Here is a 20,345-nt window from a genome sequence, read left to right on the forward strand (position 1 = left end):
CGTCAGCTGGCCGTCAGTGCCTTCAGGCGCCATCCCGATGCAACGAGATTGCCTTCGGCATGGGCAGAGGCGACGGCGGCTTCCAGCGCCTCGCGCTCGGCATCCAGCAGGGCCAGTTGCGTCTTCATGCCCACCTTCACCTCCAGCCGGGTCGCGCGCAGCGCTTCGGCGGCGGCAGCCTCGCGGCGGCTGACGGCAGCAGCAACCTTGCGGGCTGCCATCACGGCTTCATAGGCGGCAACCGTCTCGGCTTCGAGCTGCGCACGCGCGCCATCACGCGCGGCATCGGCTGCCCGTCGGCCAGCCGAGGCTTCGGCAATCCGCCCGGCGCGGCCGCCATCGAAGAGGGTCCATTTCGCCCGCACGCCGACAATGGCCTGGTCCGCAGTATAATCGGGGAAGAACTGGTCGCGCACGGCAGAGGCTTCGGCAAAGGCGCCGACTGTCGGCAGCCAGTCCGCCCGGGCGGCGCGCTGCTGCGCTGCGGCGGCTTCGGCTGCCTTTTCCGACGCCCTGAGGCCGGGGTTCGCCGCAAGCGCCGCGGCCACGGCATCGGCGCGGCTGGGCGGCGCTTCCGGCGGGGGTGGCAGGGCGGCAAGGCCTTCCGGCTCAAGGCCGGTCAGGGCGCGGAACCGGGCCTTAACGCCCGCTTCCTGCCCGAGGGCCGCTTCCAGCCCGGCCTCGGCCTCGGCAAGGCGGGCGCGCGCCTGCGACAGATCCGTCGAGGCGGCCTCGCCTGCCTTGTAGCGCAAGGTGGCCTGGCGCTCGATTTCGGTCATCTGGGCAAGCTGGGCGCGCCGCAGGGTCACTTCGCGGCCAGTCGTCAGAACCATGGCATAGGTGCCAGCGACTTCGGCCGCCAGCATCGCGCGGGTCATGTCGCGCCCGGCTTCGGCGGCCTCGTGCCCGGCGCGCGCAGCGGCGCGCCCAGCCATGATGCGGCCACCGGCGAACAGGGGCTGTTCCAGCGTCACCTGGCCCATGCGGGGCGTAACATCATCCTCGACAAGGCCGAAATAGCCCTTCGGATCCAGACGGCCGGTGCCCACCATGCCCATGGCGCTGAGCGTCGGCAACGTGGCGCCGCGCGCCTGCGAAAGCCGCGCGCGCGCCGCATCGACACCCGCCTCGGCTTCGCGCGCCGTGGGGGATGACGCGAGCGCCGAAGCCACGGCTTCATCGAGCGTGACGGCCATGGCGGGTGTCGCAGCCAGAAGGGCAGCCAGGCCCGCTCCGAAAGCTGCCTGACGCCGCAGGCGGGCAGGGTCAGCGAAAGGCATTGCCGGACTGGATTCCAAGCTTCTTGAAGACGATGGCGGCAGGGCAGAAGCCCGTGAAGGCCGATTGCAGCAGGTTGAAGCCTGCAAAGGCCGTGAGCGCCAGCCACCAGATGTTGACCGTGACGGCCAGGGCCACGCTGAGCAGCACGACAATGCCCGCAAATGCAAAAACGGCGCGATCGAGATTCATGGCATCAACTCCTGCAAGATCAACAAAGGGAGAAGCCCGCCCGGCAACCGGTCAGCGGTCGCGCAGCTTGTTCACACCCATCACCTGAAGGGCCAGCTTCTCGTAGAAGGGTTCGCTCTCGCCGCGACGCACCTTCATCAGGAAATATTTCTCGAAGGCGATCTTGGCCAGATGGACCCACTTGCCGCTGGACGACCAGTTGGTGTTGCGCGGCGGGATCTGGGGCTGCGCCACGAAGGCGACACCGCCATCGCCGAAATCGGCAAGGCAGATGGCGTTCCAGCTTGCTTCCCAGCTCGGCTCCTTGCCGTCCAGCAGGTCGGAAAGATTGTGGGCGATGGCGGTCACCATCGATTCGATCATGAAGCCGGTTTTCGGAACACCGACCGGCACCGGAGTCGGGCCGGTGGGCGGAATGGCGACACAGACGCCAAGACCGAACACATTGGGGAATGCAGGGTTGCGCTGGTGCTTGTCGATCAGGACAAAGCCGCGCGGGTTCACCAGCCCCTCGATGCCATGGATGGCCGGCACGCCACGGAACGGCGGCATCAGCATGGCCAGACCGAAATCGAGGCTGTGCTCCTTCTTGACCGCGCCGTCCTCGCCCACCTCCTCGATGTGCATGGTGCCGGGCTCAACGGATTTGACGCGGCTGTTGGTGACCCACTTGATGTGGCGGTCGCGCATCTCGCTTTCCAGAAGCGCCTTTGTGTCACCCACGCCATCGAGGCCGAGGTGGCCGATATAGGGTTCGGGCGTGACGAAGGTGATCGGCACGCGGTCACGCACCTTGCGCTTCTTCAGCTCGGTATCGAGCAGCATCGCGAATTCATAGGCCGGGCCGAAACAGGATGCGCCCTGCGCCGCGCCGACAACAACGGGTTTCGGGTCGGCAACGATCCGGTCGAAAAGGTCCGCCGCCTTGTGGGCATGATGCGTCTCGCAAATGGAGACGGTGTTGGCATCCGGTCCGAAGCCCTCGATCTCGTCGAAGGCGAGGTGCGGGCCGGTGGCGATGACCAGCCAGTCATAGGAAACGTCGGTACCGTCGTTCAGCTCGATCCGGTTTTCGGCCGGATGCACGCGCTTCGCGCCGACCGATGTGAAACCGATCTTCTTGCGCTCCATCACGGGCCTCAGCTCGACCCTCAGCGCCTCGGGCTCGCGCATGCGCACAGCGACCCAGGGGTTGGAGGGAACGAACCAGTAATCCTCGCTGTTGGAAACGACCATCACCTCGGCCCGGCCCTTGACGGCATCGGCAATCTCGTAGGCGGCAATCGTGCCCCCGAGACCCGCCCCAAGCACAACGATCTTCGGCAACGCCATCGGAACCCTCCTTACGCTCTTCATTCATCGCCGCACCGAAGGCCGGACCGCGGTTTTCAGCGATGCAGCCTTACGAGCAGTTATGCTTGACTGTATATTAGGAATGTAAGATATAAGCAAGTCATAATTAGTACGGCCTGCCGGATACCGGGCGGCCAGCCAGAGACGAAAGGTTTGCCCCGATGTTCGGCTTCCTGCGCAAGACCTCCGAGCGCGACATCGCCCCCACGACGCTTGCCGGCCTGCTTGATGAAGGCAAGGCGCTGGTGGTGGACGTGCGCGAACCGCATGAATTCACGGCCGGGCACATACCGGGCGCCATCAACCTTCCGCTTTCCCGATTCGCGCCCGACCAGCTGCCGGACCCGCAAGGGCGGCTGCTGGTTCTCGCCTGTGCGGCGGGTGGCCGGTCAGGCCGGGCGATGGCCGCCTGCGACGCGGCCCGCGCCGCGGTCGAGGGGCATCTGGCCGGCGGGCTTGGCGCCTGGGTCTCGGCTGATCTTCCTGTCGAGCGGGGGGCCTGAGAAATGGTGCGGACGATGGCACTCAAGATGACACGCGCCCGCGCGGTTGCCCTGCTGGCCGTGGCGGGCGCCCTGGCGGCATGCGGCACGGATGAACAGCCGGCACAGGAAACGGCTGCCGTCGCGCCCACGGGCGAGCGGCTGACACTGCAGCCCGCCCGAATCGCGGACGTGGCCGAAGTCGGCGCCACAATCACCACGCGCGACATGGCCGAGGCCCGCGCCCGGATTCCGGGCATCCTCAGCGAACTGCGCGTCCGCGAAGGCGACCAGGTCGCCGCCGGCCAGACAATCGCCCGCATCACCGACACGCGCCTCGGCCAGGAACAGTCGGCGGCAGCGGCCATGGCCGCCGCCGCCGAAGCCGGAGCCGCCCGCGCCCGTGCCGATTATGAGCGCATCGCCTTCCTTCACGCCAACGGTGTCTATGCCAAGGCAAGGCTGGATGAAGCGACTGCGGCCGTGAAGGCGGCCGAAGCCCAGCGCGACGCCGCGCGCGCGCAGGCTGGCGCGGTCGGCGCCGTTGCCGGGCAGGGGGCCATCGTGGCGCCGGCCGCCGGCCGGGTGCTGCGCACCGACATTCCGCAAGGCTCGGCCGTGGCGCCGGGCATGGTGATCGCTACCATCACGGCAGGCCCGCCCGTCGTGCGGCTCGATGTGCCGGAGGCGCTCGGCCGTTCGCTGGCGCCAGGTGCCGCCGTGGGCGTTGCCGGTCTTGCCGGCCGCCCGGCAGACGCCAGCTTCGAGGGCCGTGTCACCAAGGTCTATCCCGGCATCTCGGGCGGGCGGCTGACGGCTGACGCCGAGATCCCCGGTATTTCGCCCATGCTGGTCGGTCAGCGCGTGACAGCTAGTGTCGATGTCGGAATCCGCGAGGCGCTGGTGGTGCCCGAACGCTTCATCACCCGCCGCTTCGGCCTGCATTTCGCAACCCTGCTGTCGGCTGATGGCAAGCGCGCCTCAGAGGTTCCGGTCGAGGTGCGCCCGCTTCCCGGTGGCGGCTTCGAACTTCTTTCCGGCCTGAAGGCCGGTGACGTGCTTGTGGCGCCAGCTGCGGCAGGGGCTGCGCAATGATCGCGCGCCCTCCCCTCGGCATCGCCGGGCGGCTCACCGCGGCCACGATCCAGTCACCGCTCACGCCGCTCATTCTGCTGGCCAGCATCCTCGTCGGCCTGCTGGCGCTGCTGTCGATCCCGCGCGAGGAGGAACCGCAGATTTCGGTTCCCATGGTCGATATCGAAATGATGGTGCCGGGCATGTCGGCTTCCCAGGTGGTCGAGCATGTCGGCAAGCCGCTCGAGGAAATCCTCATGGCGACGCCGGGGGTCGAGCATGTCTATGTGCAAGCGCGCGACCATGGCGTGATGGTGACGGCGCGCTTCATCGTCGGCTCCCGCCCCGAGGACGCAGCCGTGCGCGTGCACGAGCGGCTGCAGGCCAATGCCGACCGGGCGCCCCCCGGCACGCAATGGCCCAAGGTGACGGTGCGCGGAATCGACGACGTGCCGATTCTGGTGCTCACCCTGTCCCCTGAAGCCGACGTCTCCGACCGCTGGACAGATCGCGATCTGCGGCGCATCGCCGAGCGCCTGCGCACGGAAATGCTGAAGGTGCCCGACATCGGTCTCACCTTCATCGTCGGCGGGCAGACCGACGCCATCCGCGTCGTGCCCGACCCGGCCCGCCTGGCGGCCCATGGCGTGCCGCTTTCCGCCGTGATGGAAAGCGTCGGGCAGGCCGCCCGGCAGATGCCTGTCGGCACGGTGCGCCAGCAGGGTGATGCCACCATGCTGGTGGCCGGCAACGGCGTTTCATCGGCTGCCGAGCTGGAAAGGCTGATGCTTCGCTCGGTGACGGGCGCACCCGTCTATCTGTCCGACGTCGCCGATGTCTCCCTTGGTGCGTCCGACACACAGGCGCGGGTGTGGCGGCTGGAAGCCCCCGCTACAGGTGAAGGTGCGGGCGAAAAGCGCTGGTCCATGGCCCCGGCGGTATCGGTCGCCATCGCCAAGCGCACGGGCGCCAACGCCGTCACGGTCTCGCAGACGGTGGAGCACCGCCTTGAACAGATGCGCGGCCAGCTCCTGCCCGACGGGCTGAAGGTGGACATCACCCGCAACTATGGCGAAACCGCCAACGAGAAGGCGAACGAGCTTCTCTTCCACCTGGCCCTTGCCACCGTTTCCATCGTGCTGCTGGTCGGCTTCGCGGTGGGCTGGCGCGAGGCAGCGGTGACGGCGATCGTCATCCCGACGACGATCCTGCTTACGATGTTCGCCTCCAACCTGATGGGCTATACCATCAACCGGGTGAGCCTGTTCGCGCTCATCTTCTCGATCGGCATCCTGGTGGATGACGCGATCGTGATGATCGAGAATATCGCCCGCCACTGGGCGATGCACGACGGCCGGTCGAAGGTGAAGGCCGCGATCGACGGTGTCGCCGAAGTCGGCAACCCGACGATTGTCGCGACGCTGACCGTCGTTGCCGCCCTGCTGCCCATGCTGTTCGTATCCGGGCTGATGGGCCCCTACATGGCGCCCATCCCGATCAATGCGTCGGCGGCGATGATCTTCTCCTTCTTCGTGGCGGTCATCATCGCCCCCTGGCTGATGATCCGCTTCGCGCGCATCGCGCTGTTCGGAAGCGGCAGCCATGCCGATGACGCCCATGGCGGCAAGCTTGGCGCCCTGTACGACCGTTTCGCGCGGCCGCTGATCGAAACGCGCTCCAGGGCGCGCAACTTCCTCATTGCCGTGGGCATCGCCACGCTGGTCGCCGGCTCGATGTTCTACTTCAAGGCTGTCACGGTGAAGCTGCTGCCCTTCGACAACAAGTCGGAACTGCAGCTGGTGCTCGACATGCCGCAGGGCGCAAGCCTCGAGGATACGCAGCGCACGCTTCTCTCGCTAGCCGAGGTCACGCGGGGCCTGCCCGAGGTGACGGCGATGGACGTGCATGCCGGAACCGCTGCGCCCTTCAACTTCAACGGGCTGGTGCGCCATTATTTCCTGCGCCGCGACCCGTCGATGGGCGACGTGATGGTGACGCTGAAGCACAAGTCCGAGCGGGACCGGTCAAGCCACGAGGTGGCGCTGGCCCTGCGAACGGCGCTCAAGGCCGTGCCGCTGCCCGAAGGCGCGACGCTCCAGGTGGTGGAAACGCCGCCCGGCCCGCCGGTGATGGCAACCCTTCTCGCCGAGATATACGGCCCTGATGCGGAGACCCGCCGCAGGACGGCCGAGCAGGTGGAAAAGCTGTTCCGCGAGGTGCCCTTCATCGTCGATGTGCACAACAGCGTCCTGACCCCTGCGCCCGAGCTTCGGCTGCTGCCTGACCGGGCGACGATCGACCAGCTCGGCCTCTCCGAGCGGCAGATCCTCGACAGTGTCGGTGCGCTCATGGGTCGCCAGCTTCTGGGCTATGCCCCGCGCGACGGCGACCAGTCCCCGCTGCCGATCGAGTTCTCGATCGACCAGCAGGACCGGGTGTGGAACCAGACCATGAAGGCAACACCCGTCGCCATGGCGCAGACGGCCGCCGGCCCTCGCCTCGTGGAACTGGGCGAAGTGGTGACGGCTGAAACCGGCAGCGGCAGCCACATGCTGTTCCGCCGCAATGGCCGCTCGGCCGACATGGTGATGGCCGAGCTTGCCGGCGCGCAGGAAGCGCCCATCTACGGCATGCTGGCCGTGCATGACGCCATCGACGGCTTCGACTGGGAGGCCGCCGGCCTCGTGAAACCGGTGGTGCGGCTGAACGGCCAGCCGGAAGATGAAAGCGTGCCCACCCTGTTGTGGGATGGCGAGTGGGAAATCACCTGGGTGACGTTCCGCGACATGGGCGGCGCCTTCATCGTGGCGCTGCTGGGCATCTATGTGCTGGTGGTCGCCCAGTTCCGCAACTTCAAGGTGCCACTGGTGATCCTGACCCCGATCCCGCTGACGCTTGTGGGCATCGTGATCGGCCATATGCTCTTCCGCGCGCCCTTCACGGCCACCTCGATGATCGGCTTCATCGCGCTGGCCGGGATCATCGTGCGGAACTCGATCCTGCTGGTCGATTTCATCAACCATGCCAAGGCGCCCGGAAAGCCGCTTCGCGATGTGCTGCTGGAAGCAGGCCGCATCCGCTTCAAGCCGATCATGTTGACTGCGCTTGCCGCCATGATAGGGGCTGCCGTCATCCTGACCGACCCCATTTTCCAGGGGCTCGCCATCAGCCTCCTGTTCGGCCTTGCGTCCTCGACCCTGCTGACCGTGCTCGTGATCCCGGCAATCTATGTCGTGCTGCGCGATGACGGCCTGCCGGCGACCGGCCCGGGCATGGCGGCGAGCCACGACATGACCAAAGGAGTGCCTGCGCCATGATGCAGGAAAAGATCGCAGCCGGCGAACTGGCCCCTCTTGGCCGGGATGCCGATTCCATGGCCCGGGTGCTGCGCATCCTCGCCAACCCCGATCGCCTGAAGATGCTGTGCCGCATGGGCATGGCGGACGAAGGCGACGCGCCACACCCCACGGTGAGCGAGATGGTGGCCCTGACGGGCCTGTCGCAATCCCGCGTCTCCCAGCATCTCGCGCTGCTGCGGGAAGCCGGGGTGGTCGCGCCGGAGCGCGAGGGCCAGACCGTGCGCTACAGCCTGATCGACCGGCGGATCCGGGCCGTGATGGATGCCCTGTGCGACCTGTGCGAGACCGGCCTGCCGCCAACCAACCTCGAAACGGCAGCCTGAGCGGAGCCGATGAAACGGAGGGCGAAATGACCGAGGGCAAAATGACCGGCGCCGCGATGATCCCCTGCCCTGCCTGCGGAGCCGTGAATCGCGTGCCACAAGCGCGCATGACCGATGCGCCAAGATGCGGCCGCTGCAAGGCGGCGCTCTTCACTGGCCAGCCACTGGCGCTCGATGCCGCCGGCTTCGAGCATCACCTCACGCGCGGAAGCCTGCCGCTTCTCGTCGATTTCTGGGCGCAATGGTGCGGGCCGTGCCGCGCCATGGCCCCTGCCTATGCCGAGGCTGCCGCCGCACTGGAGCCGCATGTGCGTGTCGCCAAGCTCGACATCGATGCAGCACCCGCCATTGCCGCGCGCTTCGGCATACAATCGGTGCCCACCATGGTTCTGTTCCGCGGCGGGCGCGAAGCCGGGCGCGTTTCCGGTGCGCTTCCGGCAAGCCGGATCATCGCCTTTGCACACCAGCATGGCGGCTGAACCCGTGGATGGCGCCCCTGTGCTGCTGCTGCATGGCGGCGCCGGCGTCACCCCCGGCCGGGATTATTCCGAAGTCGAAGCGCATCTCGCCGATGTCGCGACCGGCGGGCGGGCGCGGCTGGAGGCCGGCGCGTCGGCGCTCGACGTGGTTGAATGGGCCGTGGCGCAACTGGAGGCTGCCGGCCTTTATGTCGCCGGGCGCGGCGCCTGCCCCAACCGTGCGGGCTGGTATGAATTCGATGCCTGCATCATGGATGGCGCCGGCCCGCGCGCCGGCGCCGTTGCCGCCATCCGCGATGTCGAAAGCCCGGTGGCGGCAGCGCGCGCGGTGCTGGACCATACGCCGCATGTGCTTCTGGCCGGCGAAGGCGCAACCCTGTTCGCCCGCGAACGGGGCCTGCCCGCCATCACCTCACCGGAACAGTGGTTCCGCCTGCCCGTCGGCGTGACGGCGGCTGAAATGCTGGCCGAAGGGGATGCGCTGTCCCATGGAACGGTGGGGGCGGTCGCCCTCGATCTGCGCGGGCGGCTGGCGGCGGCCACCTCCACCGGGGGTGTTTTCGGCAAGCGGGCCGGCCGCGTGGGGGACACGCCGATCCCCGGTGCCGGCACCTGGGCCGACGGCACAGTGGCCGCCAGCTGCACAGGCATCGGCGAACATTTCATCCTGGCGGGCGGCACCGCCGAGGTGGCCGCGCGCATGCGCCTTCTGGGCGAGGATGTGGAAAGCGCCTCTTCGGCCCTCCTCGACAGGGTGAAGGCGCTGGGCGGCAATGGCGGAATCATCGCCCTCGATCACCGGGGCCGTGCTGCCATCCGCTGGAACTCGGGCGGCATGAAACATGCCATCGCGCGGGCTGGACGCGATGTATTTTCAGGGATTGGCGCCTGAAATCATCACTTGGTGACTTGCCAAGTCTCACGGCCTGTTCCACTAATTGCTCATGAGCAGTGCTCAGTGTTGCGTATTGGGGTTCAAGTGTCTGATATGACAATGTACGTCAGAGTTCATGCTCGCCTCCGCAATTGCGAGGCAATAGCCACCCCATGGTGAATAAGGGTGACAAGCTCCGGGCTGGCGGCAAAGGAAATTCCGGACAGAACAGAGGGGCTGCCGGAAGCCATGAGTCCCGGCCTCCGCAGGAAGACGCCAACCCGCTTCTTCCACCAGACCCGACACGCACGGGCAAGGGCGAACTGGCCAAAAGCGGGCGCACGCGCAGGCGCATTCTGGAAGCCGGAATCGCCGTTCTGGACACGGAGGGTTACAGCGGCTTTTCAACAAGCCTCGTGGCCGAAAAAGCCGGAATCACCCGCCCGGCCATGCTCTACCATTTCCGTTCCCGCTTCGATCTGCTCGCCGCGCTGACACAATATTGCGTGCGCCGGCGGCTGGAAATGTTCGAGGTCGCCATGGCGGCTCTGCCGCCGGTGATGGTTGGCACGGGTGATTATTACCGGGCCAGGGCCACCGAAATCGCGTGGGACCATCTCGACCTTCCGGAATACAGGGCCTTTGTCGAACTGACGCTTGCAGCCCGGACAGATCCGGAGCTGAAGGCCATCGTCGATCCGATCATGCTGACCTTCGATCTGGCACGCCTGAACCTTACGAAACGCACGCTGCCGCCCGAGGTGTTCGATCTGTCCGCCTATTCCCTCACGCGGGATGTGGTTCGCTTCCTTTCGGAAGGGGTGATGATGCAGGACGCTATCCTGCACAGGAAGCAGGAGCGCATCATGGCGCTGCGGCACTTCCTGTTCATGCTCACCTCCACCGAGGCCGGAAAGCGCTTCCAGGATGCGATCGCCACCGACCTGCGCGAACGCATGCGCGCCGTGGACGCAACGGACCAGGACGCGATGCCGGAGGACGGCCCCGCCGGGGAAAAGGCAGGGGCCAGGCCGGGCGCCGGCGCCTGAACCGTCAGCCCGGCTTCACGGCTGGCGGCTGATGCGGATTAGCCGGCCGGAAGCGGAATCGGTTGCCAGCCAGATGGCGCCATCCGGTGCGACGGCCACGTCGCGGATTCGCTCGCCCAGATCGGCGAAAAGGCTTTCCTGCCCGAGCACCCGCCCCTCGGCCGACAAATGCACCCGGCGCACCTCCCGGTCGACCAGTGCGCCAACCAGAAGATCGCCCTGCCATTCCGGGAACATCGCGCCGCGATAGACCGCAAGGCCGGACGGCGCGATCGAGGGAGTCCAGTGCAGGAGCGGCGCCTCCGTCCCGCGGTATCGGCTGTAGGGGCTGATGGTAGCGCCACTGTAATCGCGCCCGAAGGTCGCAACCGGCCAGCCATAGTTGCGGCCTGCCAGCAGCAGGTTCACCTCGTCCCCGCCGCGCGGCCCATGCTCATGCTGGAAGACAACGCCGCGCACCGGGTCATGCGCCAGGCCCTGGGGGTTGCGGTGGCCCAGCGTCCACACTGCGCCCAGTGCATCCGTCCGCCCGGCGAAGGGGTTGTCGGCCGGAATCCGGCCGTCGATGGTGAAGCGCAGCGTCTTGCCGAGGGCGCTTGCCTTGCGCTGCGCCTCCTCGCGCAGGTCGAAGCCGTCGCCAGTCGTCAGCAGCAGCGTGCCATCGGGCAGAAAGGCCATGCGACCGCCGAAATGGGCCGGGCCGCGCTTCATCGGGCTGGCGGTAAAGATTGTCGTCACCGATTCGAGCCGGTTCCCCACCAGCCGCGCCCGCGCCACGCGGGTGGCGTTGGCACGCGCCGTTCCATGCGCATAGGACAGGAAGATCAGGCCATTGGCCTCGAACCCGGGATGGATCCGCACATCGAACAGGCCGGCCTGCCCTTCGGCAAAGGGCCTGGGCACGCCGGAAATCGCCGTGACCTTGCCATTGAGGATGTGTTTCAGCCGGCCGGGCCGCTCGGTGACGAGCGCGCTGCCATCGGGCAGGAAGGCGATGCTCCAGGGGTGATCGAGGCCCGTCGCCACCACCTCCACCCGTGTCGGCGGGCCTGAGGACGCAGCCGGCAGGCTGGTGGCGGGCAATGCCGCCACGATCAGCAGCATCAAGGCCTTGAGCATGTGCATGAACCCCTCCCGCAATGTGAATTTCGCCGCTAGGCTAGCCGCAACTGCCTGAAGGGGACAAGCAGATGAGACGGATCGGGATGTGGCTTGGCAGCCTGCTGCTTGCAGCGCTTCTGACAACAGCACTGGCGAGCCTGGCGCACAGCCTGTTCGTGCAGGCGGAACTGGCAGCCCTTGGCACGGATCTGCCAGCGACAGTGCGTGCCGGGGCGATCCTGCGCGATTTCACCGGCCTGCTGCCGACACTGGGCGGGGTGCTACTGGTGGTTCTTCTCGTCGCCTTTCTCGTGGCTGCCTGGCTGCGGCCGCGTGCCGGGCGGATTGCATCGCTGGCCTATCCGCTGGCGGGCTGGGCGGGGGTCGCGCTTGCGCTCCTCGCCATGAAGCTGGCCTTCGGCTTCTCGCCGCTGGCCGGCGCGCGGACGACAGCCGGTTTCCTCATGATGAGCCTGTCCGGCCTTGCAGGCGGGCTTTTCCATGGCTGGATGCTGCGCGGCCGCCGCTGAGCGATTCCCGGCTTCACCCGGGAAGGCCGGCAACCACCTGTTGATATTCCTCCATGATGTCGTCCAGAATCGCCTTCACGGGCCGCACGCCATCGATTCGACCGGCCACCTGGCCTGAAAGCGCGATCGCTGCCTCCATGTCGCCGCCGAAATAGAGGTCCATGGCGCGCCCGAATTCGGCCATGATGGCGGGGCTTCCCTCCCGGTCCAGCCGGGTCGTGCGTTCGGTGCGCAGCGCGCGAAGGGCCGGCCCCGGGCCATGCCGGTTGAGGAACAGCGTGTCCGTTTCGGCCGCTTCGACGATGGCCTGCTTCCAGTTGTCGTGAACGGGCGATTCTGCCGCGCTCACCATGCGGGTTCCCAGCTGGATGCCATCGGCGCCGAGCGCGAAGGCCGCCGCCATGGTGCGCCCGCACAGCATGCCCCCGGCGGCGATGATCGGCTTGTCCGTATGCGCGCGGACCAGCGGCAGCAGCACCATGGAGGACACGTCGCGCGCATTCTTGAAGCCGCCGCCCTCGCCGCCTTCCACCACCAACCCGTCAACGCCCGCTTCCAGCGCCTTGAGCGCCCCGGCAAGGTTCGGCACCACATGAAAGACCGTAAGCCCCGCCGCCTTCAGCGCCGAGCAGAAGCGGTTCGGGTCTCCGGCCGATGTCGTAACGAAGCGCACGCCCTCGTCGATGATGAACTGCACGATGCCGGGATCCCGCACGAAGGCCTGGGCGATGTTCACGCCGAAGGGCCTGTCCGTCAGGCCGCGCATCGCCAGGATTTCCGCGCGGATCGTGTTGAGCTCGCCCGAGCTGGTTTCGATGATGCCCAGCCCGCCGGCGTTGCAGACGGCCGATGCCAGCCGGGACCGGGCGATCCAGCCCATGGGCGCCTGCACGATCGGTCGCTCGATTCCCAGCATCTGGCACAGGCGGTTGCCTTTCATCTTCATGCTCCCCAATTTCAGTCCAGTTCGATGAAAGACGCTTCCGAAACGGATTCCAGCACTTTGCGCCACCTCGGCATTTTCGGAAGACGCCCCATTGTGTGACATTAAAGACACACTACATCGGTCTGAAAGGAGTGACAGCGGGCATGAACATCGAGAAATTCACCGATCGGGCCAAGGGATTCCTTCAGGCAGCCCAGACTATCGCGCTTCGAGAAACGCACCAGCGGGTGACATCCGCGCATCTGCTGAAGGCGCTGCTGGATGATGAACAGGGCATGGCGGCCGGCCTCATCCGGGCGTCAGGCGGCGATCCGGCGCGCGCCCTGAGCGGCGCCGACGCGGCGCTGGCCCGCCTTCCGAAGGTGACCGGCGGCGGCCAGATGAGCTGGGATCAGGATGTCGCCCGTATTCTCGATCAGGCCGAACAGGTCGCGACAAAGGCCGGTGACAGCTTCGTGACCGTGGAACGGCTGCTGCTGACCATCGTGCTTGCCCCCGAGACCGAAGCCGGCAGGATCCTGGCCGACGCGGGCGTGAAGCCGCAGGCGCTCAATGCAGCCATCGAACAGTTGCGCAAGGGCCGCGCGGCCCATTCCGCATCCGCCGAGGAAAGCTATGACGCGCTGAAGAAATATGGCCGCGACCTTACCGAGGTGGCGCGGGCCGGAAAGCTCGACCCGGTGATCGGCCGCGACGAGGAAATCCGCCGCACCATCCAGGTGCTGGCGCGGCGCACCAAGAACAACCCCGTGCTGATCGGCGAGCCGGGCGTCGGCAAGACCGCGATCGCCGAAGGGCTGGCGCTGCGCATCGTCAATGGTGACGTGCCCGACGGTCTGAAGGAAAAGTCGCTCTTCGCGCTCGACATGGGTTCGCTGATCGCGGGCGCCAAATATCGCGGCGAATTCGAGGAGCGGCTGAAAGCCGTGATCGACGAGATCAAGGCCGCCGAAGGGCAGATCATCCTCTTCATCGACGAGATGCACACGCTTGTCGGCGCCGGAAAGTCCGAAGGGGCAATGGATGCCTCCAACCTGCTGAAGCCGGCGCTGGCGCGGGGCGAGATGCATGTCATCGGCGCGACGACCCTCGATGAATATCGCAAGCATGTCGAAAAGGATGCAGCGCTCGAGCGCCGCTTCCAGCCTGTCTTCGTGGGCGAGCCAAGCGTCGAGGACACCATCTCCATCCTGCGTGGCCTGAAGGAGAAATATGAGCTGCACCATGGCGTGCGGATCACCGACAGCGCCCTCGTTTCGGCGGCAACCCTTTCCAACCGTTATATTTCCGACCGATTCCTGCCCGACAAGGCAATCGACCTCATGGACGAGGCGGCCTCCCGCCTCAGGATGGAGGTGGAATCCAAGCCCGAGGAAATCGAGGCGCTGGACCGCCGCATCATCCAGATGAAGATCGAGCGGGAAGCGCTGAAGAAGGAAAGCGACGCCGCCTCGCGCGACCGGCTGGCCGTGCTGGAAGAGGAGCTGGCCCGGCTGGAAGCCGAGGCCGACGAGCTTGGCACGCGCTGGGCGATGGAGAAGGAAAAGCTTGCCGGCTCCACCCGCATCAAGGAAGCGCTGGACCAAGCCCGTGTCGAGGTGGAACAGGCCCAGCGCCGGGGCGATTATGCCCGCGCGGGCGAACTGACCTATGGCGTCATCCCCGAGCTTGAAGCCAAGCTGGCAGAAGCCGAGCAGGCAACCGGCGAAGCCATGGTACGCGAGGAAGTGACGGCCGAGGATATCGCCGCCGTCGTTTCCCGCTGGACCGGCATTCCGGTTGCCCGAATGCTGGAAGGAGAGCGTGAAAAGCTGCTCCACATGGAAGATGAGCTTGGCCGGCGCGTGATTGGCCAGCAGGATGCCGTGGTGGCCGTTTCAAAGGCGGTGCGCCGTTCGCGCGCCGGCCTGCAGGAACCGGGCAAGCCGCTGGGCAGCTTCCTGTTCCTCGGGCCGACGGGCGTGGGCAAGACGGAGCTGACCAAGGCGCTGGCCGACTTCCTGTTCGACAGTTCGGACGCGATGGTTCGCATCGACATGTCGGAGTTCATGGAAAAGCATTCGGTTGCACGGCTGATCGGCGCGCCTCCGGGCTATGTCGGCTATGATGAAGGCGGGGTGCTGACCGAGGCCGTGCGCCGCCGGCCTTATCAGGTGGTCCTGTTCGACGAAGTGGAAAAGGCCCATGCGGATGTCTTCAACGTGCTGTTGCAGGTGCTGGATGATGGCCGCCTGACGGACGGACAGGGCCGCACGGTCGATTTCTCCAACACCCTCATCATCCTGACATCCAACCTCGGCAGCCAGCATATCGCGGCCCTGCCCGATGGCGCGGATGTGAAACAGGCCGAGCCGCAGGTGATGGAAGCCGTTCGCGCCCATTTCAGGCCCGAATTCCTGAACCGGCTGGACGAAATCATCCTGTTCCACCGGCTGGCGCCCGAGCATATGGGCGCTATCGTCGAGATCCAGGTCAATCATGTGAAGGGCCTGCTGAAGGACCGCAAGATCACGCTGGAGCTGAACGAAGGCGCCAGGCAGTGGCTGGCACGGGTCGGCTACGACCCTGTCTATGGCGCCCGGCCGCTGAAGCGCGCGGTCTCGAAGCATCTCGTGGACCCGCTGGCGGAGCTTCTGCTGTCTGGCGAGGTGCCGGATGGCTCGACTGTGAGGGTGACGGATGGCGACGGCCGGCTGATGCTGGAGCCTGTTGCCTGAACCGGCCCAAGGGTGGTTAAAACGGAAAAGCCCCGGCGCAGACCATGCGCCGGGGCTTTTTCATGTCTGGCACAGGACAATCCGGCCAGCCGGATTATATTCCCGGTTCTGCAGCTGTTTACTGGCCCTGGATCGAGGCAATCCGACCTGCCTCGACAATATCGGTGGCCTGCTTGTTGCCGGCATCCGCAAGGCGGTTCCATTCGGCGTTGGTCTTGCAGACCTTGCTGGCACGCACCCGGCTTCCTGTTTCCGTGATGCGCACGCAACGCACGCGGTCAGGGTCGACATTGGCGGCCGTGCGCGAAACATCACTTTTGGGCGCCTCGTCATTGGCAAGGGCCGGGCTGGCAAAGGCCAGGGCTGCGAACAGCATCAGGCTGCTTTTCATGGGAACTCTCCTTTGCGGCAATGATAACCGCGATTGCCGCCGCGCTCAATCCTGCTGCAGCGCACAAAAAGAAAGGGGGGCAAAAGCCCCCCTTTCCCGTTCCGATGGTCAAGCCAGCACTAGAAGCGCAGGCGGACACCAGCCTGGAAGCGACGGCCCAGCGGGTCGTAGGTCGACGGATAGACGTTACCGCTGTTGTAGGCGGTGGAGCCGATATCCGAACCAACAACCTTCGGCAGCTTGTCGAACATGTTGAGCATGGCGAGGTTGACCGTGAGGTTCTCGTTCACCTCGAAGCGGGCCGACAGGTCGAAGTAGCTGGCCGCACCGATCTTGGTGAACTCGTCGAGCGGAGCACCGCCGGCATCGAGGTCAGCCTGATACTGCAGCGGCTCATACTTCACGCTGCTGATGTAGCGCCACAGCAGCGAGAGGGTGATGCCCGAGTCGAAGTTGAGCGAGGTGCGCTGGTTGAACGAGAACTCCGGCTGGATGGAGCCGCAGTTGATCGAGTAGAAACCGACGCATTCGCGGTTGATCGAACCCGGCGACGCCTTGAACCGCGAACGGTTCGTCCAGTTGCCGTCGAAGCTCAGACCCAGGTTGGCGAAGCCGATGTCACCGTTCCAGCGGGCCGACAGGTCGATACCGTCGGTCTGCAGGCGACCCTGGTTGGAGGTGAGCAGCGGAACGCCCGGGGTGTCAGCCGCAGAGCCGTCCAGCGCCCCGGTGAAGGGGTTCCGGCGAATCGAAAGGCACTCGGCCGAGGCCGGGTCGCGGTTGAACACGAAGCAGCCATCAAGCACGTCACCAACGGTCGGAGCCGTGATCGCGTCGTTCACGATGATGTTGTAATAATCAAGCGTGACGGTCAGCGACGGAACGGCAGCCGGCTGGATGACAACGCCGACAGTCCAAGTGTCGGACGTTTCCGTATCCAGATCCGGGTTTCCACCGTAGGTGATGTTGATCTGGCCGGCAGCCGGCGGGTTGATCGCACCGATCTGCGCGGCAGGTGCGCCCTGCGCGATGCAGATGGCGGTCAGCGTCGCATCACCGACGGGCTCGTCGTTCTGGCAGGGGTCGAACGCCAGGTTGTCGAGGCCGACCAGCTGGGGCTGGAACAGCTCGCCGATGTTCGGGGCGCGCGAACCACGCTGGTAGTTACCACGGAAGCGGAGCGATTCGACCGGAGCCCACTGGGCGCCGAGCTTCCAGGTGAACACCGTGCCAGCCGTCGAGTAATCGGAGTAGCGGGCACCGGCTTCGAGCGTCAGGTCGTGGAAGAACGGACGATCCTGCACGAGCGGCACGATCAGTTCGCCGAACACTTCCTTGACATTGTAGGTACCGTAGACGTTCGGATCGGCGCCGCCGGCACCGAGCACTTCGCCCGGGATCTGGCTGAGCGAGTCCGCGACCTGACGGGCGGTGTATTCGCGATATTCACCACCAAGGGCGAAACCAACGCCATCGCGCGCGGCCGGAATGGTGAAGAGTTCACCCGAAACCGCGCCCGAGACGGTGGCCAGGGTCACCTTCTGGATGCCGCCACTGTCGTTCTTCTGGACGAAGCCAAGCATGTCCGGCGTGATGGAACCGGCCGGGCCAAACAGGTTGATCGGAACGCAACCATTGCTGGTGTCGTGGCAGGCATCGGCGCTGGAAGCGCGCAGGGCCTGCTGCAGGAGGCTGTTCTGGCCCCAGCCCAGGTTGTTGTTGCGCTTGTCGCTCTCACCGTAGCTGCCATAGACGTCGAAGGTCAGGCTGTCGGTGATGTTGCCGCGCACGCCAGCCTTCATGTTGAACATGGTGGTGGCATATTCGGTGTCACGCGTGCCGGATTCGACGAAGCGACGACGGACCTGCGAACGGACTTCGGTGTAGTTGGGATCATCCGGACCGGCGGCGAGGGAGGCCGCAACGCAGGAGGCGGCATCGATGCCGGCGCCGGCGCAGAAGGCGTCACGCACGGCGACGGGCAGATAGGGGTTCGACAGCGGGATCAGGTAGCTGTTGGTGAAGCTGCCGCCCGGGGCGATGATGGTCGCAACCGTGTTCTTCGAGAAGAGCGCCTCGGTGTAGACCTCGACGTTGTCCGTCACTTCATAACGCGCAGCACCGTAGATGTTGAAGCGCTTGAAGGGCGTCTGGAAGATGTTGGTCGGGTTGAAGTTGTAGGGCTCGTAGAATGGCGCCAGGCCACCATCGTTGGTGAGCTGGAGCAGCGGCCCGCCGTAACCGGCGATGACCGAAGGCACGGCCGTGGACGAACCGCCGGCGAGACCCGAGTAGCTGCTGATGTTTTCCTGCGAGAAGTCGCGGTCGCCCTGATAGACCGGCTTGGTGTTCTGGAAGCCGATCGAGAGCACCGCGTTACCGCGGCCGTCATCGAAGTTGGCACCAACGGTGGCTTCGACACGGAAGTTGTGACCATCGCCACGGCCGGTGATGCCGTTGGAGACGTTGAGATCGACACCGGCGAAGTCGCGCTTCGTCACGAAGTTCACGACGCCGGCAACTGCGTCCGCACCATAGGTGGTGGTGGCGCCGCCGGTCAGCACGTCGGTGCGCTCGATCACGGCGAGCGGGATGACGTTGAGGTCGACCCGGGCCGCAAGGTCGGTCGGGACGATACGGACGCCGTTCAGAAGGACCAGGTTCCGGTTGGAGCCGAGGCCGCGCAGGTTGACGTAGGACGAACCACCGTTGCCGTTGTTCACGGCCGAACCGATGGACGGCACAGCGCCGGGCAGTTCGCGCAGGAACTGTTCGGCGTTGGTTGCAGCGCGAAGCTCGACTTCCTCGGCGCCGACGACCGAGACCGGGCTCGAGCTGTCGACGTTCGGGCGGGCAATGCGCGAACCGGTGACGATGATGGTTTCAGCGGGGGCGGCCCCAGCCGTTTCCTGCGCCAGGGCGACAGGGCCCTGCAGCATGGCAACGGTGAGAGCGAACGTCGCGGCGGAGCCTTTCAGCATCGCGCGCGTTTGCCAGTTAAGATTGGTCACGGTGATCAGTCCTTCCGTTCTCGGGCTTCATGAGGACCGGCCAGTTGTCCGGCATCCCCCCGCATGAAGCCACTTCGGTTTTCCGCCTCGCTGCCGGATTCCCTTCCATGCCGGTGGCATGACGAACGGAAGACGCACTGCGGGCGGGGGCCTTGTGGCTTGCCTGAAACCTTCATCAAAAAGACATGAGACTGTAAAGCGAAGGTTCAGCCTCGGCGCTATGTTGTCGGCACATGTTGCATTGGCGCCACAGTCAGCGGCTGCAACAGCAACGCCGGGTCGACAGGCACCGCCCGCACCGCCCCATCCTCATCGCCTTCGCACCAACCGTCTGCAGGAAGAAGGCGCAGGACCTCCCAGTGAAGGTGCGGACCCGTCGAGCGGCCGGTGGAGCCGACCGTGCCGATCGCATCACCCTGCCGCACCTTCTGCCCCGGCTCTGCGGCAAGGGTATCGAGATGCATCAGGCCGGAAACCAGCCCCGCGCCATGATCGAGAAGGATCATCCGCCCTTCTATCAGGAACGGGCCCTCGGCCAGCCGGACCACGCCATCGGCCGGCGCCAGCACGGGGGTGCCGCGCCGGGCAGCGATGTCGATGCCCCTGTGCGGGGGCTGGGGCACGCCGCCAAAGCTGCGCCCGACGCCAAAGCTGGCGGTCTGCCTTCCCTCCACAGGGCGGCGGAAGTGCTGGACATAGCCTGATGCCTCGGCTGGCGCGGCAAGCGCCACTTCCAGTGCCGCGCCGATGGCGGCCTCCTCGGTCGCGCGGCGCGCCTTCCAGGCAGGCGCGGGATCGGCGCTGGTGCCAAGGGCCGGCAACGCCTGCATGGCATAGCGGCGTTCCGGCACCTCCAGCCGCAGGCTTGCAAGCGGGCCAGGGGGAGCCAGAACATCGAGAATCAGCGGGCCGGACTGGTCGCGCCCGATGGCAATGAGAAAGCGGCCGTCAGGCGCGGGTGCCAGCGCTTCGCCATTCACCAGCAGGCCGGACGCGCCATCCGGAAGGCTGACATGCAGAAGCCCGCCCGGCCGGACGGGGCCAAGCAAGGCGATCGCGGCATCTGCCGGAGGGGTCGGGTTTGAAAGGGGCGCGGCGGGCCTGGCCGGCAAGGGCACGGCTGCCGCAAGCACAAGCATGGCGACGGCCTGCCCCATGGATTTCCTGACAGGCTTTGGGGATCGAC

17 protein-coding genes are annotated in these 20,345 nt (G+C 66.3%); 9 read left to right on the top strand and 8 right to left on the bottom strand.

All coding sequences use genetic code 11. The features are described 5' to 3' along the window. Window positions 1-2: 2 nt before the first annotated feature. Genes ACUJ46_RS09965 through ACUJ46_RS09975 form a run of 3 tightly spaced genes read right to left on the bottom strand, consistent with a single transcriptional unit; the run spans window position 3 to window position 2,802 of the window. Window positions 3-1,280: a TolC family protein gene (locus tag ACUJ46_RS09965; RefSeq protein ID WP_445390332.1), complete on the bottom strand. Its 1,278-nt coding sequence runs from the start codon at window positions 1,278-1,280 to the stop codon at window positions 3-5. Beyond that, window positions 1,267-1,470, bottom strand: coding sequence for a YgaP family membrane protein (locus ACUJ46_RS09970; RefSeq protein WP_445390333.1), 204 nt, complete (start codon window positions 1,468-1,470; stop codon window positions 1,267-1,269). Before ACUJ46_RS09970 ends, ACUJ46_RS09965 begins: the two co-directional genes overlap by 14 nt. Before the next feature lie 51 nt (window positions 1,471-1,521). Continuing rightward, on the bottom strand, window positions 1,522-2,802 hold the full coding sequence (locus ACUJ46_RS09975; protein WP_445390334.1) for an NAD(P)/FAD-dependent oxidoreductase: 1,281 nt from the start codon (window positions 2,800-2,802) through the stop codon (window positions 1,522-1,524). 182 nt (window positions 2,803-2,984) lie between these two features. On the opposite strand from ACUJ46_RS09975, the gene ACUJ46_RS09980 reads away from it, so the two are divergent. The 7 genes from ACUJ46_RS09980 (at window position 2,985) to ACUJ46_RS10010 (ending at window position 10,463) form a co-directional block, all read left to right on the top strand. Continuing rightward, on the top strand, window positions 2,985-3,326 hold the full coding sequence (locus ACUJ46_RS09980) for a rhodanese-like domain-containing protein (RefSeq protein ID WP_445390335.1): 342 nt from the start codon (window positions 2,985-2,987) through the stop codon (window positions 3,324-3,326). Window positions 3,327-3,341: 15 nt separating this feature from the next. After that, window positions 3,342-4,400, top strand: coding sequence for an efflux RND transporter periplasmic adaptor subunit (locus ACUJ46_RS09985; protein WP_445390336.1), 1,059 nt, complete (start codon window positions 3,342-3,344; stop codon window positions 4,398-4,400). Next, window positions 4,397-7,696 (top strand): efflux RND transporter permease subunit, encoded by a 3,300-nt coding sequence (locus ACUJ46_RS09990; protein WP_445390337.1) that lies wholly within the window; start codon window positions 4,397-4,399, stop codon window positions 7,694-7,696. The genes ACUJ46_RS09985 and ACUJ46_RS09990 overlap by 4 nt, the downstream gene beginning before the upstream one ends. Continuing rightward, a complete protein-coding gene (locus ACUJ46_RS09995; protein ID WP_445390338.1) occupies window positions 7,693-8,061 on the top strand; it encodes an ArsR/SmtB family transcription factor in 369 nt (122 codons plus the stop codon). The genes ACUJ46_RS09990 and ACUJ46_RS09995 overlap by 4 nt, the downstream gene beginning before the upstream one ends. Before the next feature lie 26 nt (window positions 8,062-8,087). Next, window positions 8,088-8,540, top strand: coding sequence for a thioredoxin TrxC (gene trxC, locus ACUJ46_RS10000; RefSeq protein ID WP_445390339.1), 453 nt, complete (start codon window positions 8,088-8,090; stop codon window positions 8,538-8,540). Further along, window positions 8,530-9,432 (top strand): isoaspartyl peptidase/L-asparaginase family protein, encoded by a 903-nt coding sequence (locus ACUJ46_RS10005; protein ID WP_445390340.1) that lies wholly within the window; start codon window positions 8,530-8,532, stop codon window positions 9,430-9,432. Before trxC ends, ACUJ46_RS10005 begins: the two co-directional genes overlap by 11 nt. Window positions 9,433-9,587: 155 nt before the next feature. After that, window positions 9,588-10,463 carry a TetR/AcrR family transcriptional regulator gene (locus ACUJ46_RS10010; protein ID WP_445390341.1) on the top strand — a complete coding sequence of 292 codons (876 nt, stop codon included), beginning with the start codon at window positions 9,588-9,590 and terminating at the stop codon, window positions 10,461-10,463. Window positions 10,464-10,478: 15 nt separating this feature from the next. Here the strand turns inward: ACUJ46_RS10010 and ACUJ46_RS10015 are convergent, their stop codons facing one another. Next, window positions 10,479-11,588 carry a PQQ-dependent sugar dehydrogenase gene (locus ACUJ46_RS10015; protein ID WP_445390342.1) on the bottom strand — a complete coding sequence of 370 codons (1,110 nt, stop codon included), beginning with the start codon at window positions 11,586-11,588 and terminating at the stop codon, window positions 10,479-10,481. Window positions 11,589-11,653: 65 nt separating this feature from the next. Here ACUJ46_RS10015 and ACUJ46_RS10020 point away from each other — a divergent pair, with 65 nt between their 5' ends. Continuing rightward, window positions 11,654-12,094 carry a hypothetical protein gene (locus tag ACUJ46_RS10020; RefSeq protein WP_445390343.1) on the top strand — a complete coding sequence of 147 codons (441 nt, stop codon included), beginning with the start codon at window positions 11,654-11,656 and terminating at the stop codon, window positions 12,092-12,094. Between the two features lie 13 nt (window positions 12,095-12,107). On the opposite strand, the gene ACUJ46_RS10025 is transcribed toward ACUJ46_RS10020, so the two are convergent. Then, entirely contained in the window at window positions 12,108-13,034 is a 927-nt protein-coding gene (locus ACUJ46_RS10025; RefSeq protein ID WP_445390344.1) for an NAD(P)H-dependent flavin oxidoreductase, read from the bottom strand. Window positions 13,035-13,183: 149 nt separating this feature from the next. Between ACUJ46_RS10025 and clpB the strand changes: the two genes are divergently transcribed. After that, on the top strand, window positions 13,184-15,757 hold the full coding sequence (clpB, locus tag ACUJ46_RS10030) for an ATP-dependent chaperone ClpB (protein WP_445390345.1): 2,574 nt from the start codon (window positions 13,184-13,186) through the stop codon (window positions 15,755-15,757). A 118-nt stretch (window positions 15,758-15,875) separates the two neighbouring features. On the opposite strand, the gene ACUJ46_RS10035 is transcribed toward clpB, so the two are convergent. The 3 genes from ACUJ46_RS10035 to ACUJ46_RS10045 form a co-directional block, all read right to left on the bottom strand. Continuing rightward, complete coding sequence (locus ACUJ46_RS10035; RefSeq protein ID WP_445390346.1) at window positions 15,876-16,148, bottom strand: hypothetical protein; 273 nt, start codon at window positions 16,146-16,148, stop codon at window positions 15,876-15,878. Between the two features lie 119 nt (window positions 16,149-16,267). Next, window positions 16,268-19,159 (bottom strand): TonB-dependent receptor domain-containing protein, encoded by a 2,892-nt coding sequence (locus ACUJ46_RS10040; RefSeq protein WP_445390347.1) that lies wholly within the window; start codon window positions 19,157-19,159, stop codon window positions 16,268-16,270. Window positions 19,160-19,377: 218 nt separating this feature from the next. Continuing rightward, entirely contained in the window at window positions 19,378-20,316 is a 939-nt protein-coding gene (locus ACUJ46_RS10045; protein WP_445390348.1) for a M23 family metallopeptidase, read from the bottom strand. Window positions 20,317-20,345: the final 29 nt, after the last annotated feature.

The sequence above is a fragment of the Sandaracinobacteroides sp. A072 genome (assembly GCF_052616365.1).

Coding starts and splice junctions, on each gene's coding strand:
- ACUJ46_RS09965 (WP_445390332.1), bottom strand. CDS start 1,280: ATGCCTTTCGCTGACCCTGCCCGCCTGCGGCGTCAGGCAGCTTTCGGA.
- ACUJ46_RS09970 (WP_445390333.1), bottom strand. CDS start 1,470: ATGAATCTCGATCGCGCCGTTTTTGCATTTGCGGGCATTGTCGTGCTG.
- ACUJ46_RS09975 (WP_445390334.1), bottom strand. CDS start 2,802: ATGGCGTTGCCGAAGATCGTTGTGCTTGGGGCGGGTCTCGGGGGCACG.
- ACUJ46_RS09980 (WP_445390335.1), top strand. CDS start 2,985: ATGTTCGGCTTCCTGCGCAAGACCTCCGAGCGCGACATCGCCCCCACG.
- ACUJ46_RS09985 (WP_445390336.1), top strand. CDS start 3,342: ATGGCACTCAAGATGACACGCGCCCGCGCGGTTGCCCTGCTGGCCGTG.
- ACUJ46_RS09990 (WP_445390337.1), top strand. CDS start 4,397: ATGATCGCGCGCCCTCCCCTCGGCATCGCCGGGCGGCTCACCGCGGCC.
- ACUJ46_RS09995 (WP_445390338.1), top strand. CDS start 7,693: ATGATGCAGGAAAAGATCGCAGCCGGCGAACTGGCCCCTCTTGGCCGG.
- trxC (WP_445390339.1), top strand. CDS start 8,088: ATGACCGAGGGCAAAATGACCGGCGCCGCGATGATCCCCTGCCCTGCC.
- ACUJ46_RS10005 (WP_445390340.1), top strand. CDS start 8,530: ATGGCGGCTGAACCCGTGGATGGCGCCCCTGTGCTGCTGCTGCATGGC.
- ACUJ46_RS10010 (WP_445390341.1), top strand. CDS start 9,588: ATGGTGAATAAGGGTGACAAGCTCCGGGCTGGCGGCAAAGGAAATTCC.
- ACUJ46_RS10015 (WP_445390342.1), bottom strand. CDS start 11,588: ATGCACATGCTCAAGGCCTTGATGCTGCTGATCGTGGCGGCATTGCCC.
- ACUJ46_RS10020 (WP_445390343.1), top strand. CDS start 11,654: ATGAGACGGATCGGGATGTGGCTTGGCAGCCTGCTGCTTGCAGCGCTT.
- ACUJ46_RS10025 (WP_445390344.1), bottom strand. CDS start 13,034: ATGAAAGGCAACCGCCTGTGCCAGATGCTGGGAATCGAGCGACCGATC.
- clpB (WP_445390345.1), top strand. CDS start 13,184: ATGAACATCGAGAAATTCACCGATCGGGCCAAGGGATTCCTTCAGGCA.
- ACUJ46_RS10035 (WP_445390346.1), bottom strand. CDS start 16,148: ATGAAAAGCAGCCTGATGCTGTTCGCAGCCCTGGCCTTTGCCAGCCCG.
- ACUJ46_RS10045 (WP_445390348.1), bottom strand. CDS start 20,316: ATGGGGCAGGCCGTCGCCATGCTTGTGCTTGCGGCAGCCGTGCCCTTG.